Origin of the sequence: Polaribacter sp. IC066 (genome assembly GCF_007997085.1) — a bacterium.
Lineage (GTDB): Bacteria > Bacteroidota > Bacteroidia > Flavobacteriales > Flavobacteriaceae > Polaribacter.
Genome location: NZ_VORR01000037.1, coordinates 26,933 through 42,871 on the forward strand (window position 1 = coordinate 26,933; position 15,939 = coordinate 42,871).

General features: G+C 30.1%; 12 protein-coding genes and 2 pseudogenes. 7 read left to right on the forward strand and 7 right to left on the reverse strand.

Going from position 1 to position 15,939, the window contains the following annotated elements:
• Nucleotides 1–217: 217 nt before the first annotated feature.
• Nucleotides 218–1,234: an AAA family ATPase gene (locus ES044_RS12695; protein ID WP_147187225.1), complete on the forward strand. Its 1,017-nt coding sequence runs from the start codon at nucleotides 218–220 to the stop codon at nucleotides 1,232–1,234.
• Between the two features lie 6 nt (nucleotides 1,235–1,240).
• Here ES044_RS12695 and ES044_RS12700 read toward each other — a convergent pair whose 3' ends face one another.
• Nucleotides 1,241–3,652 carry a S8 family peptidase gene (locus tag ES044_RS12700; protein ID WP_147187227.1) on the reverse strand — a complete coding sequence of 804 codons (2,412 nt, stop codon included), beginning with the start codon at nucleotides 3,650–3,652 and terminating at the stop codon, nucleotides 1,241–1,243.
• A gap of 1,323 nt (nucleotides 3,653–4,975) precedes the next feature.
• On the opposite strand from ES044_RS12700, the gene ES044_RS19520 reads away from it, so the two are divergent.
• From ES044_RS19520 to ES044_RS12720, 6 genes and pseudogenes are all read left to right on the forward strand, one after another.
• The gene (locus ES044_RS19520) at nucleotides 4,976–5,074 is read left to right on the forward strand and encodes a hypothetical protein (protein ID WP_410524698.1); all 99 of its coding nucleotides are present in this window, start codon (nucleotides 4,976–4,978) and stop codon (nucleotides 5,072–5,074) included.
• Nucleotides 5,075–5,268: 194 nt separating this feature from the next.
• Nucleotides 5,269–6,729: a cryptochrome/deoxyribodipyrimidine photo-lyase family protein gene (locus ES044_RS12710; RefSeq protein ID WP_147187229.1), complete on the forward strand. Its 1,461-nt coding sequence runs from the start codon at nucleotides 5,269–5,271 to the stop codon at nucleotides 6,727–6,729.
• Between the two features lie 103 nt (nucleotides 6,730–6,832).
• Nucleotides 6,833–7,021: pseudogene (locus tag ES044_RS18955) on the forward strand (cryptochrome/photolyase family protein); the annotation flags it as partial.
• Between the two features lie 153 nt (nucleotides 7,022–7,174).
• Nucleotides 7,175–7,654, forward strand: coding sequence for an FAD-binding domain-containing protein (locus tag ES044_RS18960; RefSeq protein ID WP_223813557.1), 480 nt, complete (start codon nucleotides 7,175–7,177; stop codon nucleotides 7,652–7,654).
• Nucleotides 7,655–7,663: 9 nt separating this feature from the next.
• Nucleotides 7,664–7,855 (forward strand): hypothetical protein, encoded by a 192-nt coding sequence (locus ES044_RS18965; protein ID WP_223813558.1) that lies wholly within the window; start codon nucleotides 7,664–7,666, stop codon nucleotides 7,853–7,855.
• A 1,333-nt stretch (nucleotides 7,856–9,188) separates the two neighbouring features.
• A complete protein-coding gene (locus ES044_RS12720; protein WP_147187231.1) occupies nucleotides 9,189–9,686 on the forward strand; it encodes an Lrp/AsnC family transcriptional regulator in 498 nt (165 codons plus the stop codon).
• 72 nt (nucleotides 9,687–9,758) lie between these two features.
• Here ES044_RS12720 and ES044_RS12725 read toward each other — a convergent pair whose 3' ends face one another.
• The 6 genes and pseudogenes from ES044_RS12725 to ES044_RS18980 all read right to left on the reverse strand — a co-directional run bounded on the left by ES044_RS12725 (nucleotide 9,759) and on the right by ES044_RS18980 (nucleotide 15,753).
• Complete coding sequence (locus ES044_RS12725) at nucleotides 9,759–11,162, reverse strand: aldehyde dehydrogenase family protein (RefSeq protein WP_147187234.1); 1,404 nt, start codon at nucleotides 11,160–11,162, stop codon at nucleotides 9,759–9,761.
• Nucleotides 11,163–11,172: 10 nt separating this feature from the next.
• Nucleotides 11,173–12,189, reverse strand: coding sequence for a homoserine dehydrogenase (locus ES044_RS12730; protein ID WP_147120194.1), 1,017 nt, complete (start codon nucleotides 12,187–12,189; stop codon nucleotides 11,173–11,175).
• A 1,088-nt stretch (nucleotides 12,190–13,277) separates the two neighbouring features.
• Entirely contained in the window at nucleotides 13,278–14,069 is a 792-nt protein-coding gene (locus ES044_RS18970; protein ID WP_223269235.1) for a type I restriction endonuclease subunit R, EcoR124 family, read from the reverse strand.
• 69 nt (nucleotides 14,070–14,138) lie between these two features.
• Nucleotides 14,139–15,338: pseudogene (locus tag ES044_RS19525) on the reverse strand (UvrB domain 3-containing protein); the annotation flags it as partial.
• Nucleotides 15,339–15,350: 12 nt separating this feature from the next.
• Nucleotides 15,351–15,479 (reverse strand): hypothetical protein, encoded by a 129-nt coding sequence (locus ES044_RS19270; RefSeq protein ID WP_262712552.1) that lies wholly within the window; start codon nucleotides 15,477–15,479, stop codon nucleotides 15,351–15,353.
• A gap of 73 nt (nucleotides 15,480–15,552) precedes the next feature.
• A complete protein-coding gene (locus tag ES044_RS18980; RefSeq protein WP_223269236.1) occupies nucleotides 15,553–15,753 on the reverse strand; it encodes a type I restriction endonuclease in 201 nt (66 codons plus the stop codon).
• Nucleotides 15,754–15,939: the final 186 nt, after the last annotated feature.

A 15,939-nucleotide genomic window follows, 5' to 3' on the forward strand; every position in this document is an offset into this window, starting at 1 on the left:
AAACTTAAGAATATGTATTGCTAGTTCCCTAAAATATTACGTTCCTCTCTCCTATTGTTTTACCAAAATTATATTTAGGTCATTAAAATTATTTAATGTGCACAAAAAGGTTTTTTTATATGTATATCTATAGTCATATAAACTTAAAAATTAATTTTTTTATTTTAACCTTAATATTCATATCTTTCTTTTAATTTTGTCGTATATTGAAATAATAATGGGACAAATTGATTACATAAAGGAAATAGCACGATATGGTTTAGAAAACAATCGTGAAAACTTGCTAAAGTCTTTGAATGAATTCATAGAATTCTACAAAGACAGTAAGAAAATTAATCTTGCCCTTCAACTTCAGTCTCTTGTAAAAGAATCAAACCGAAATGCGGGAAACTTAACAAAAGTTGGTTCTGATAATTATTTCAATCAACAGAACGAAAGAGAAGTAAATGATCTTTTTATAGATAAACTAAAGTCCGATTATAGATTAGGAAATTTAGTTATAGATCCAGAAGTTAAGAATGAACTGATTTATTTTATTAAAGAGAATAATTCTATTGAACTTTTACAGAAGTTTGATTTGCCTGTTTCTAATAAATTGTTATTACATGGCCCTTCTGGTTGCGGAAAAACTTTAGCCTCATATGTTATTGCTGGTGAATTAGATAAACCTATGTATGTTGTTAATTTAGGAGCAATAGTGTCTTCAAAACTTGGAGAAACTAGTAAAAACCTTACGAAGGTATTTAGGAAAGCAGCTTTAGAAGATAGTATTATTTTTATTGATGAATTTGATTCTTTAGGTAAAATAAGAGATTACAATCAAGATCATGGAGAGATGAAACGAGTTGTGAATACTATTTTGCAACTTTTTGATTATCTTCCTCAATCTTCAATGGTTATTGCCGCAACCAATCAAGAGAGTATGATTGATGAGGCTTTACTTAGACGATTTGATGTGAATTTAGAGTTTTCATTACCGAATAAACTACAAATTGAAGAATTGATACAATTAACACTAAAAAAAGGAAATTTTACTATTCAATCTAAAACTGCTTTAAATAAAATCATAAAGCAATGTGAAAAATTAAGCTATTATAGTATTCAAAAAACTTTAATTAATGCTATTAAACGTACTTTATTTAAACAACTAGACAATAAAAAACTAATCACCAAAATAGATATTTCTGTTTGGTCTGAATTAATTGAACTTGAGAAAAAAGCATTAAAAAAATAGTAAGACTTACACTTCTAAATCTAAATCTACACCTGTATCAAGTTCACTTATAATAGTTAAATTGTTGATTTCAAGCATTTCATTGTATAAATTATTTTCTGTAATATTTTTCAATTCTTCTTTAATATTTATTACTAAAGAAAATGCATTTTGATTACTTTCTAAATATTGTTTTAAACTTTCGTCAATATTATCTTTTGATAAACAACGAATAGCTATAGCTATTTCTCCGTTTAAAGAAACAATATCATTAGGTTGGAGTTTATACTCTTTACTTTGGACATTTGAAAAAAGAATATTTTCCTTACCAAAATGATCTTCACTCCAAGAAAACGAGTTTTTTGCGACTGTTTCACTTCCTTTATTGGTTGCTATTTCATCTATTGGTAAATTTTTCATTAAATTAAAAGACATATGTAGTGGTAAATATCCTAGATGGTTTCCTTTATCTGGATATGAACTATATGCAATTGATATTTGAAATATCAATTTATTTCCTGAACTTATAAGATATTCTGGCAAGAAAATTGGAATAGAAATAATTTCATGCGTTTTAATTTTGTCCTCAATCACCATCGTAATTGATTTATTATCAGAGAGTAATGCCTTGTTTCGATCTGGTATACCATATCCTGTAAGCTTTCTCAATAACTCTTCTTTATTCTTAAAAAGTGGTAATTCTTTAGCTTTATAATAGTTAGCACTATTTATTAATAAAGCCTTGATTGATTGAACCTCTAGATTAGGATATAATCCTTCTATTTCTGCTGCCATAGATGTAATCAAAGGAGTAGAAAGACTTGTTCCTGAAGTTCTTCTAAAATAGTTATCTACTGGACTTGCAAGAACCTCAATCCCAGATTGCTCTGTTAAAACATCTCCTCCATCAAACACTAAATCAGGCTTATTTAAATTCTTATTCTTTTGATTTCTATTAAAATTTGTTGTGTTTAACTTTTGTTCATAATCGTAGTGAAACTTACGAGAATAATATGCAGGATAAATATTAGCAGGTGTAATATCTGAATTATCACCACTTTCTAAATTACCTGCTAACGCTCCAATCGATATATTATTTAGTGATTCAGAAGGAATACTAATATTTGTGTTTTCACAATTATGTACAAGTGAAGTCTTATTTAACTTATAGTAGAAATCAGGATAATTATGATCACTATGTGGATCTAAAATCAATAAATCTTCTAACGAATCTGCATCAAAATTTCCAACCGAAATAAAAATTAAAATACCAAGTTGATGTGATAGAAAATCAAGTTCATAAGCAAACTCTGAGAATGTCTCATTGTATTTTTTTGGATGAAAAACTAAAGACATATTAAAAATACGAATTCCTTTATTTTTATTAGCAGTTCTTATGGCTTTAATTAACATTGGAAAGTTAATACCTCCATTTCCATGATGTAGTACCTTTATAGGTAAAACTTTACACTTAGCTTTATAAGTTTTTTTTACCGAAGCAGAAAAATCTTGTCCAAATATTGCTAAACCTGCTACTAAGGTTCCATGACCGGAATGATCGGCATCAGTTTCTCCTGTTATATTTATTCCATCATCAACAATTAAATTATTAAAAGGCTCAATCGTATTTATACCAGTATCAATAATCCCAACGGTAGTGAGGTTCTCTGGAATTAACACATCAAAACCATAATTCATTCTAAGCGTTCCTAACATCCCAGGTCTAACATTTATTGCTCTAGTGCTAGTTATGCTTTGTATAATATCAAAATTATGTTCAAGACTAAGTAGAATGTCACTACTGACACTTTCTATATAAAAAAGGTCATCACTGACGTTAGGTGAAAAAGATAAATTGACTTCATTTAAGAACTGCTTTAATCTTCTTTTTTGAAGGTTAGAAATTTCAATTGATGCTGATTGAATAAAAGAAAGGATAATGGCTTCTTTTTCATTAGTTTTAGACCTCTTATCAATAAAACGAAACTTATAGATAGTAGCAATTATGTTAAAATCTTCATTAGAATATGGAACGTCCTCAACTTGACTTATTATGAACTCAATATCAGACTTAAAAGCATCAAATAATTTTTTGTCAACCACTTCGAGAACGACCGTGCGATTAAAGTCTTTATAAGAAATTGGAAATAACCCATATTTTTGAAAGAATTTATTTTTTAAATCTTTACCGAAAATTGGAAAGAATCTAATCTCAATTAGATCAATATAACTGGGGAATTCGATAGTTCTGTTTTTGTATCTATTTTCATAACTTTGGGTAAAAGCTATATAATAATTTTTGAGATTAGTTACTTGAAATTCTTTAATTTTCGGTTCTTCTACCTCATGTTCAGGTTCTTTTTGAGAAAACCCTCTTTTACGATTAAAGCTATTTTGTTGATTTTTTTTGTTATTGAGATATAGGTGTTTGTTTTTCATTTTCTAAAAAATTATTGAGTTAATGAACACCCAGTAGTTTAAAGTTAGTAGTAGCAATTTATTTAAATAAAATAGTATTAATAGATAAAAGTTAAATATAATAAACTTTAATAGAAATTATTTAAAGAATACAGTAAATATTAAAACATGATATTCTTTTTAACCATTCCATACACATTTCACTACTCTCCTATCGTTGTTTCGTAAAAAGCGTATTCCATTACATTCTTTAAGAAAGATTTGAGAAAGAAAAAAATAAAGAAAAATTGAGAAGTAAAAGCTTTTTACCAAAGCAAAGCAATCCCGCAATAAAAATGCGGGACAGGCGCCACGCAGAGCATTATAATACCTTTTTAATTAGGGATTATCCTGTAGATGATTCATAATTAAAAGCTTTTTATGGAATATAGAAAAATCAAATTATAGCTATAATTCTCTATTTTCTTAAATATCCCAGTTCGTTTAGGGGCGTTTTACGATTCGTCAACAAGTGTAAATTAAACTTATTTACAATCTCATATCTAGAAGTATTCAAACTAATTTTTAAATGCGCTATTATAAAAAACATCTAGAATTGCAAGTTTGTAACTCTAATTCGAAATGACTCCTATCCCGATTTTTTGCGGGATAAAATTTCCGCTCACAAACGCCTGCCTGCCGGACAGGCAGGCTCAATTGCTTTTTAAAAATTAGTATGCTATCGCAATAATTCTTTTAAACACAATTTACCAGCGCTTGCCTATAGTTTATCTTGAGCGCAGCCGAAGAACCTAAAAAGCTAACTTTTAGAATTCTTCAAGATTTGTAGTTTCAATAAAAATCTTGCGGTTATCTCACTTTATTATTTATAAAAATAGTTTTGTTTGATTGAGATAAGTCTTTAGATGAAATTAAATAAACAACCTTTTATGGTATCAATTATGTTCTAGGAAAAACAATTATTTCACGCTCTCTAAATTATTCAGATCATGTAAAATACTTTTGTTTAATGATTGATTGTAAATTTTAAACATTTTGTATATTTACCTAAAATTAATCGATATATATCTTTTTTAAAAGATACTGTTAGGTTTAGATTATTCTAAAAAAAATCACAAAAGACAAGTTACACGACGAATATCAAAAGTTAACCAAAGAGGCACAAAATCTTTTTTCAACGAATAGAAAGTTAATGGATTAGAAGGTTTATCAAGCTGAAGAAATTATGAAACAATTAGAGAAGCTAACATAAAATGACTGAAGATAAGAAACCCGATACTGTGGTTTATCATACAGAGACTCAAAATTTAGTTTAATATTCCCAAAAAAAAAGTTATTCAGCTACTGCGTGGCAAACTTAAGGAGTCTAGTTTTAAACGTTGGACAAAATTTGCGCATCGTGGTATAAGTACAAAATATTTTAAAAAAGAGGTAAAGATATAACTTGTTTTAAATGCACAAGGTAGCGCGCAATTTCCGACAATAAAATTAGCAAACGTTCATAGAAAATGATAGAAAAACGTATTTACCTTTAAAATAACAACTTAAATTCAAGTAATAATGAAGTGAAAGGAGCTATTTTCTGTAAAAGACTACTCCCTTTTTTTTGTTTGAAAAAACTGTAAAAAATTGCATTTTTGAATATAAAACCCATAAATATAGTTTGGTTAAAACGAGATCTTAGGTTACAAGATCACGAACCTCTGCATAAAGCAGAACAAAAGGGTATTCCCTATCTTATAATTTATTGTTTTGAACCTAGTATTATTGAATATCCAGATACTAGCCCCAGACATTTACAGTTTGTATACCATTCCCTAAAATCACTGAACAAGCGTTTAGAAAACTATAATCGTAATGTGGATGTGTTTTATGGAGAAGCGATTGATATTTTTAATTTTCTTAATAAACAGTACAGTATTCAGCAACTTTTTAGTTATCAAGAAAGTGGTTTAAAAAAAACTTGGCAACGTGATAAAAAAATCAACGAATTTTGTATTAAAAACAATATTCATTGGGAAGAAAGCCAACGTGATGGGATTATAAGAGGTCTTAAAAATAGAGATACTTGGAACAAGAGATGGCATGCTACAATGCACATACCGATTCTAAAAAACAACTATTCAGTTTCACAACTTAATAAATTAGAACATTCATATATAGTACCTCAAAAATTAGTTTCAAAGCTAGAAAACTATCCAAAACACTATCAACCTGCCAGCGAAGAAAACGCCTGGCGTTACCTTACATCTTTCACTCAAAAAAGAGGATTTAATTACCATAGACATATCTCTAAACCTACGGAAAGTAGAATTGCTTGTAGTCGATTATCGCCTTATTTCGCTTGGGGAAATATAAGTATCAAACAAGTCTTTCATTTTGTTGGCAAGCATCCTAATGGAACAGCAAATAATCGTGCCTTTTCTGGAATGCTAACGCGTTTGCATTGGCATTGTCATTTTATACAAAAATTTGAAGTAGAATGTACGTATGAAACACTTTGTGTAAACAAGGGTTATGAATTATTAGAACACAAAAAGAACGAGTTGTTTATTAAAGCTTGGAAAACAGGCCAAACAGGATATCCGCTTATCGATGCGTGTATGCGTGCTGTAGAACAAACAGGGTGGATTAATTTTAGAATGCGCGCAATGGTTGTTTCTTTTTTAACCTTAAATTTAGATCAAGATTGGAGAGATGGTGTATATCATTTAGCGTGTCAATTTTTAGATTATGAACCAGGTATTCATTATCCTCAATTTCAAATGCAAGCAGGAACGACTGGTATTAACACCGTGCGCCTTTATAATCCTGTAAAAAATTCAGAGGAACACGACCCACAAGGTATATTCATTAAAAAATGGGTTCCTGAACTAGAAAATGTTCCAGAAGCATATATACATGAACCTTGGACAATGAGCCTTATGGAGCAGGCCTTTTGCGGTGTAGCCATTGGTGTCGATTATCCTTTGCCAATAGTAGATCTTAAAACGAGTGCTAAATTAGCAAGAGATAAAATTTGGGGACATAAAAAACATCCAGCAGTTAACGCTGAAAAATACAGAATTTTAACAACACACGTAAATAAAAGACGATGAAGAAAGCTCTTTTACAATAAAAAATAGGTATAGTTTATGAAAGAACTTTTACCTGGCGTAAAAATTGAAAAAGAATTGAAAAGACGTAAAATATTGCAGTGAACGTTGTAGAAGAAATATTCTTATCGAATCCGACAGAAAACCAACTAGAGGTAGATGGACTTTTGATACTGAAAACAGAAAAAAATATCCAGCAAAAAAGATACCACCTACGATTCAGTTTCCAGACGTAGATTCATTTTTTAAAGAAGCATTAAACTATGTAAACAAGAACTTCTCAAATAATATAGGGAAACTTTCAGAAAATTCTTTATACCCAACAAATTTTGAAACCAGCAGACAATGGTTTCAACAATTTTTAGAACAACGCTTCTTAGAGTTTGGTACTTATGAAGATGCTATTGTTGCAGAGAATTCTATACTAAATCATCGTGTTTTAACACCGATGCTAAACGTAGGTTTAATTACTCCAAAAAATATTGTTGAGCAAAGCATTATTTTCGCGAAAACTAATAATATTCCTATCAATTCATTGGAAGGTTTTGTTCGTCAAATAATAGGCTGGCGAGAATTTATGCATGGTATTTATGAAAGTCGAGGAAGTGATGAACGTACACGTAATTTTTGGGGATTTACTAAAAAAATTCCTAAATCTTTTTATGACGGAACAACAGGGATTTACCCAATAGATGAAACCATTAAAAAAACACTAGAAACAGGATACTGTAATCACATAGAACGTTTAATGGTTTTAGGCAACTTTATGATGCTTTGCGAATTTGATTCAGACGAAGTTTACCGCTGGTTTATGGAACTCTTTATAGATAGTTACGATTGGGTTATGGTACCAAATGTATATGGAATTAGCCTGTTTGCTGATGGTGGATTAATGGCTACAAAGCCATATATAAGCGGTAGTAACTAATTAATGAAAATGAGTAATTATAAAAAAGGTGAATGGCAAGCAGTTTGGGATGGTCTTTTCTGGCGATTTATGGATACGCATCGCATTTTCTTCAAGAAAAACCCTAGGTTAAGAATATTGGTTTCTATATTTGATAAAATGCCACAAGAAAAAAGACAACAGCATATTAAAAATGCAGAAGATGATTTAGTTAAACTGTAATAATTATCATTGTTTCCTTTTTTTATTATAGTACAGAGTTTTGATTAATATATAGAATACCATTAGATAGACATTGCCACTACTCTCCTATCCCTTTGATAAACTCAGGACAGGCTAGTTTCGGGCAAAGCGTATTCCATTACATTTTTTTAAGAAATTTTTAGTAAAAAAATAATGAAAATTTGAGAAGTAAAAGCTTTTTACCAAAGCAAAATAATCCCGCAATAAAAATGCGGGACTGGCGCCATGCAGTGCATTATAGTGCAGCGTATAGTAATCTTTGTTTAGCCGCATTTTAAACTATTTACATAATATCAGCTATAATGTCTTTAGACTTATATCGACAGCTATTATGTTAAAATAAATTAGGGCTTGATTAAATTGTAGCTTTATTTGAAATCGATATTTCTATGTGGGGTTTATATTGAGCACAGATGAAATATAAATTATCCCAGCTTTAGTTATAATTAGAAATGGCACCTGTCCCGATTTTTTGCGGGATGAAATTCCTGCTCACAAACGCCTGCCTGCCGGACAGGCAGGCTCAATTGCTTTTTAAAAATCAGTATGCTTCGCAGTAATGTTTTTAAACACAATTTTCCAACGCTTGCTGGAGTTTATATTGAGCGCAGTCGAAATACATAAAAGCTAATTTTTAGAAATCTTCAAAATTTGTAATATCAATGAAATTCTTGTTGTAATTATTTCTAATAACATTTTCGTCAATTTGCTACAAGAGCATAAATTTTAAGAAAAATAAATTTCTATACACTTGTTCTATTTGGATATTAGTTTGAACTTTTTTGGTTTAGTATTTTTAATATTATGTTAAATAGAGAATCAAAATACTTACTATTCATCTTTTATTATTTTCTTTTTTTACTTGACCCTTCGGCTGCGCTCGTGATAAATTCCAAAAGAAACAAAAAAGCTTGTGCAGAGCATGTCGAAGTATTAAAACTTACATGTAATTTCGGAAACAATTACGCTTCGTTTCTCTCTATTTTAGGCTATTTAGCGTTAAGAGAATATCTGGTAGCCGTTTTTAGCTACATACTATTTGAAGCTCTATATTAGTTGGGTTTTGTATCCAAATACAATCATCTTCAGGATCATTGCATTCGTATAGCCTATATTATTAAGTTCCACTCTCCTACTTGTTTCGCCAAAATTATATTAGGTCGTTTTGCCAACAGTAGCATCTGTATAAATACATGCTAATTCTATGGTACCTATTATTATAAAAATTTGATTTTAATTTATCAATCATAATTAAATAGAATTTTGTCTTATTATACTTTAACATTGAGATAAACAACAAAACATTTTAAAAATGGATACTATTCGGAAAAACTACGCCAATAACGAATTAGATAAAACTGACGAACAAATAATTAGACTTTTACAAAAGAATGCGAGATTATCTAATAAACAAATTGCTGCAGAAGTTGGTATTGCAGAGTCTACTTGTTCTGAAAGGATGCGTAAATTACAGCGAAAAAAAATATTTTTCGGGTTTCACGCTATTGTTGATTCTTCTAAACTTGGTACAAATATAGAAGCCATGGTTGCCATAAAATTAACCAAAAACACAAAAGATCAAGTTGATCATTTTAAAAATGCAATGTCTTTGTTACCTGAAGTAGTGAATATTTACCATTTAGCGGGTCAGATAGATTTTCTACTTTACATTGCAGTAAGAGATAAAAATCATTTAAGAGATTTTGTAATGGATCATGTTACAAAAGATTATGTGAAAAGTTTAGAAACTTCTTTGATTTACGATTTTTCACAAAACCCATTGTTTCCTATTTATTTAGATCATGAATAAAGGAGAAATTCTACTTAAATTATTGATTAGATTTTCTCCTCTATACTTGCTAATTGAAAAAATAAATGATGTTTATATTTTTAACTTGAAACAAACAACTTTGGTTTCAGACATCGCTTCAATAGCAGATTTTACGCCTTCTCTGCCTATTCCGCTACTTTTAACGCCGCCAAAAGGCATCGCATCTATTCTATAATCTGTAGAATCGTTAATCATTACACCAGCGCACTCTAGTTCGTTAATTGCTTTATGTGCATTATTAATATCATTCGTAAAAATTGCGGTATGCAAACCAAAAGGAGATTTATTACAACATGCTATCGCTTCCTCTAAATTTTTTATTTTTGAAAGCGTTACTACGGGCCCAAAAACTTCTTTGCAATTGGCGATATCATTATTACAGTCAGCCTCTAAAATAGTGGGTACATAACAATTTCCAATTGTTTTTCCTCCGCTAATTATTTTTGCTCCATGCGCTATGCTTTCGGCAACAAACAAATCTATCTGATGCATTGATTCTTTACTGATAATAGGTCCAATATCAACACCTTCTGATAATGGTGAACCCATTTTTAAAGTAGCCGTTACTTGAGAAAAATTATTTAAAAATGAATCGTAAATAGTCTCTTCTACAAAAATTCGTTTTACACCAACACAATTTTGGCCGCTTGCAAAAAATGCTCCTGAAACACAAGATTGAACAGCGTCTTCTAAATCAGCATCAGACAAAACGATTACAGGAGAATTAGAACCCAATTCCATCACTATTTTCTTTAGACCTGCTTTTCTCTGGATAACCTTTGCTGCTTCTACTCCCCCCGTAAAACTTATCAATCTTATTCGATCATCGGCAATGAGCGCATCACCAAAGTATTCTGGAGAACCTGTAATTATACTTAACATTTCTTTTGGTAAGCCAGCTTCAGAAAGAATTTCTCCAAACTTAATGGCTACTAAAGGTGTATAATCACTCGGTTTTAATATCACTGGATTTCCTGCAGCAATTGCTGGCCCTAGCTTGTGACAAATTAAATTTAAAGGATCATTAAAAGGTGTAATGGCAACAACAATACCAATTGGCACTTTTACTTCGTACCCAACTCTGTCTTCTGAACCAGAAACAGCGTTAAACGGAATAGTGGCTCCACTTATTCTTCCTGCTTCTTCTGCAGAAAGTTGCATGGTATTTAAAGCTCTAGTAACTTCTTTTCTTGCCTGAACTATTGTCTTTATTCCTTCTGTTGCAATGAGATTCGATAATACATCAAATTCTCGTTCCATTAGGGTTACGGCTTTTCTAAGAATTGCCATTCTTTTTGAAGCTGGCATTTTTTTACCGATTGCCTCTCCTATTTTTGCTAAATCAAGTGCATTCAACACATCTTGCTTCGTTGACTGAGGAACTGTTCCGATTTTATCTCCAGTATAACTATTATAAACAGATACCGTACTAATGTTTTTTTTATCTATCATCATGTTTTGAGGTTTAACGGTTAACTATCGATATAATATCATTGTACAAAGCAAAACCAGTTTCAATTTTACCTGCTCCTGATCCAACGATTGTAGTATCTCCTAAAATACTAGAAGTTATTTTTAAAGCATTTGTAGCATCAGAAATACCATATAATGAATTATTCATTGAAATTAGTTTAGGGCAAACTGAACCATGAACAATACCTTTATCATCCTTCCAAACGCTTCCAATTAGTTTCCATCTTTTATTATTTGCTGCTGCTTCTTTTACATCTGAAAGTGTAATTTTAGAGATTCCCTTTACGGCAATATCTTTTTGAATTAATTGCACATCAAAAACAACATTTGCCAAAATAATTACCTTAGCCAAGGTGTCTAATCCTTCCACATCACTTGTAGGGTCAGCTTCTGCATATCCTAGTTTTTGTGCCTGTGAAAGTGCATCATTATAAGACATTCCTAATTCCATTTTAGATAAAATATAATTAGATGTTCCGTTCATAATACCACTTACAGCAGTAATATCTGAACCTAAAAGACCATTGTTTAAAACATTTATAATAGGGGTACCACTCATTACAGTTCCTTCAATTGCTAGCGTTTTTCCCTTTAGTTTAGCCAAATTAAAGATGTGTTCATAGGCTACAGCAAAAGGACCTTTATTAGTAGTAACAACATGTTTATCTGAATTTAATGCAGTTTCTATATGAGATATTGCTGGTTGTCCTGTTTTAATATCTGTAAAGCTAGCCTCAATGATGATATCTGCATTAATTTCTTGTATCGCTTTAGGAATGTCAAGTATATTCTCTGATAACAAACTATAATCACCATTATTAGCATTTGTGAGCACTTTCTGCATATCTATTCCATCCGCATTAATGTGACTACCTTTCATGCTATCTAAAATACCTACAGTTTGTATTTCTAGATTTTTAGCCAGCGGTAAGACCGAGTTATTTCTTAAGATAATTTCAGCTAATCCTTGTGATACAATTCCAAATCCTACATATACTATTTTTACCATTTGTAATTATTTAAATTCATGTTTATGCTACAAATCTATATATATATCCATATATAATAATTATTACCGTAAACTATTCTGTTATTATGTGTTTTTAGTAAATCATATGCGCTTGTTAATGCAAAACATATTTAAAACAAAATTTAAATCGTTCGTAAAACATTTTATGAAGCAGATAAATTTTTAGTAGAGAATTCTGAAATATAACTTTAATGTGTTTTTTAATACAAGCTAAGTTAAAATTGAAGTCTATAGCAAGCATATAATTAGTTTTATTTTTCCATTCCACACACATTCTACTTCTCTTCTTTCGTCGCTTCTAGCAAAACGTATTCCATTACATTTTTCAAGAAAGTTTTAGAAAGAAAAAACAAAGAAGATTATTATTTGTAAACCTTTTTATCTAAGCAAAGTAATCCCGCAATTAAAATGCGAGACAGTCTTCCATCAGTAAATTATAGGGCAAATAGTGAGTTGTTTTTGTGTATTCCGATTCGCAGGATATTTATAAATAATATCAAGTAAAATATTAAACTCGCATCAATAGAACTATACTTTTAAATAGCATTCTTTGTTAAGGTAAATTACCCGCTATATAAGTTAGACTAAAGATTTCTAATTTGCATAAGAGTCCAAAACTAAACCCGACCTCGTTATCATTTTAGTGAGAATTCAAAAGATATGGAGCAACAAGTGTCCTATAGCCCTTTTGCGGTCTGGACACGATAGTGGCATGGCTTGTAGAATTCAATAAAATTATAAGCAGTCTAAATTTTTGTTGAAGCCTGTGCTGAACTCGATTCAGTATTCATCAATGGAAAAGAAAAATGAATAAATTACTCGTGGACATTTTATTGTTAAATTCCATACTAATTTCGAATATAAGTATGCACTCAAATTACAAGCTAATATTAAAGTAGTATCACTTCGAGGTTAATATTTTGGAATTTATATAAAGTTTATCACACTAGTATAAAATTACTCCGTTTATAATTTTGTAATACAGCTGCAGCTGAATATCATTTGAGATATAATTCATCAATAGTAACAAACAGATTGCTTCACAAAAGCTCGCAATGACCAGAACTTTACCCCACCATCCCATCAATAAAAATATTGATAAAATCTTTCATTTTCAAAATAATTCTTTCTCCAATGACACGTGCTTTTAAAATGTTTGGTCTGTTTTCTAAACATTTAAAAACGTCTTGTCTTATGGGTTCTTGACCGTTATAAGCATAACTTTCTATGAGAGAGTTGAATTGTTTTTGATCTAAATTTTCTTCATCACAAATTTTAGACAAAGCCAATATTTTTTGTTGTTGCCAATATTTTTCGAATTCATCTTGTATCACATCAACATCACTAATATGTGGTAAATTCTCTTCGATAAATTTTTCTATCAAGTGTTTTTTACTTCTTAATTTTACATCACCGCCTAATAAATCTAGAATTGCTTTCTTTTGTTTTTGAGCTTCTGTTTTATTAGGAGTTTTTATTTTTGAGAGTAATTGTAAAATATACACTACATTAATTTCATCTCTATGAATTAATTCTAATTCAAAATCTACATCCTCTAAAATAGAAGTTTTTTGAGTCTGATTTTGTTGCTTAACGGAATCGTAAATATCTAAATATTCACTTTTATAGTTTTCAAAAGTTTGTTCATCAATCCCTAAATCTTCCCAATTAAAATCTACATAAGATTCTAAAACATTTTTAGCTCTTAACAATCTTCTAAATGCTTGTACAAATTGAAATTGTTGCTCCTCTCCTACTAAAGCATCTACACTTTGGTGTGTTGGCGTAATTTTCAACAATGCATGTAAAGCTTCATCAAATTTTTCTGCAACACTTTCGTAGTCTGGAACAAGAATCATTTCGTTTGCATTTTTATTAGAAAATAATGTAATGGCTTCATCTGTAGCTTTCTTTAGATTTCTAAAACATAAAATATTTCCTTGTAATTTCTTATCGCCTAATATTCTATTCGTTCTAGAAAAAGCTTGAATAAGACCGTGGTGATGCAAGTTTTTGTCTACATATAAGGTATTTACTTTTTTCGCATCAAAGCCTGTAAGCATCATATTTAACACAATTACAATATCTAAACGGTCTTTGCCATCGTTAAAATTTTTCTTTTCTCTGTCTTTTAAACGTTTGCTAATATTCTTAAAATAATTCTCAAACTGAACACCATCTTTTGTAGAAAAACTCGTTTGATACATGGCATTATAATCCACAATATATTCGTCTAATTTTTCTCTGGTATGGCTCGATTTATATTTTTCTTGATCTTCTGCAACCAAAGAATACTCATTGCCTGGCAAATAATCTTGTGCATCTTCATTGGCTTCATTTGCACCATAAAAAAAGATAGTTGCTATTCTTAAATTATGATCACCAGCTAGTTTTTTCGCTTTGAAAATATCGTAATATGCAATCAGTGTTTTAATATCGCTTACTGCAAATAACGCAGAATATTCTTTAATAAAGGTTTTTGTACCATGATAGGCAATAATATAATCTGCAATTTTTTCTAATCGTCTTTTGTCTGTAAAAACTTCTTTTGTATTGATGTGCTCCACTTGAATATCTAATACTGTTTTACCTTTTTGCTTGTAACGTCCAACATATTCGATTCCGAATTTTAAAACATTAGCATCTATAATAACATATTTATGCAAACATTCGCCAAATAAATCTTTGGTGGTTCTTTTTCCTAAATCGTTTTTAGAAGCATTGTCTGCAAAAATTGGAGTTCCTGTAAAACCAAAAAGCTGACAGTTTGTAAAATAAGCTGTAATTAATTTATGTGTTTATTCAAATTGACTTCTATGGCATTCATCAAAAATAATGACCACTCGCCTATTCTTTAAAACTGCTAATTTCTTTTCATATTGATTTTTAGAAATGGCATTGTTTAATTTCTGAATCGTTGTTAACACTAATTTAGAATCGTCTGCCAACTGTTTTACCAAACTGTTGGTGTTTTTGGTAACGCCTACATTATCCTTTTTAAAACTATTAAACTCTTTCATGGTTTTATAGTCCAAATCTTTACGATCTACTACAAACAGCACTTTATCTACAACAGGCAAATCCATAATAATCTGACTCGCTTTAAAAGAAGTTAATGTTTTACCAGAACCTGTTGTGTGCTATATATAGGCGTTTTCTGTATTGTTTTCTACTTGCGCAACGAGCTTTTCTACGGCATAAAGTTGATACGGTCTTAATACCATTAAAATTTTATGTGTTTGGTTTCTTACAATATACTTGGCAATCATTTTACTCAAATGATTTGGATTCAAAAAAGCAGTTGTAAAGTCTGTTAATTCTCTGCTATTTTTATTGTGAATATCAGACCAAAAAAAAAGTCTGTTTTACCGATTGTAATTTATTGTTAGCAAGGTACTTTGTATTTACGCCATTGCTTATGATAAAGAGTTGTACATATTGAAAAAGACCCCGATTAGACCAAAAAGAATGTCTTTGATATCTATTAATTTGATTAAAGGCTTCTTTTATTTTAAACCACGCCTTTTTAGTTCTATTTGCCAGGGCAAACTCACACTTTTTTTCCTTAAAAAAGCATTATAAATAGCTATTTTATAGTTGTTTAAGTTGTTTTAAAACCGTATATTATACTGATAATCAATACATTAACAGTATGAATCCAGATAGTAAAATAATAAGTATTTTTGGTAAGTTAGAAGACCCTAGAAGCCATATAAATCAATTACATGA

Bases quoted from the DNA above. Each gene is read 5' to 3' on its own strand.
- ES044_RS18970 (WP_223269235.1), bottom strand. From the start codon at position 14,069: ATGATTCTTGTTCCAGACTACGAAAGTGTTGCAGAAAAATTTGATGAA.
- ES044_RS12695 (WP_147187225.1), top strand. From the start codon at position 218: ATGGGACAAATTGATTACATAAAGGAAATAGCACGATATGGTTTAGAA.
- ES044_RS12730 (WP_147120194.1), bottom strand. From the start codon at position 12,189: ATGGTAAAAATAGTATATGTAGGATTTGGAATTGTATCACAAGGATTA.
- ES044_RS18965 (WP_223813558.1), top strand. From the start codon at position 7,664: ATGAGTAATTATAAAAAAGGTGAATGGCAAGCAGTTTGGGATGGTCTT.
- ES044_RS12700 (WP_147187227.1), bottom strand. From the start codon at position 3,652: ATGAAAAACAAACACCTATATCTCAATAACAAAAAAAATCAACAAAAT.
- ES044_RS18960 (WP_223813557.1), top strand. From the start codon at position 7,175: ATGCTAAACGTAGGTTTAATTACTCCAAAAAATATTGTTGAGCAAAGC.
- ES044_RS12720 (WP_147187231.1), top strand. From the start codon at position 9,189: ATGGATACTATTCGGAAAAACTACGCCAATAACGAATTAGATAAAACT.
- ES044_RS12725 (WP_147187234.1), bottom strand. From the start codon at position 11,162: ATGATGATAGATAAAAAAAACATTAGTACGGTATCTGTTTATAATAGT.
- ES044_RS19270 (WP_262712552.1), bottom strand. From the start codon at position 15,479: ATGATTGCCAAGTATATTGTAAGAAACCAAACACATAAAATTTTAATG.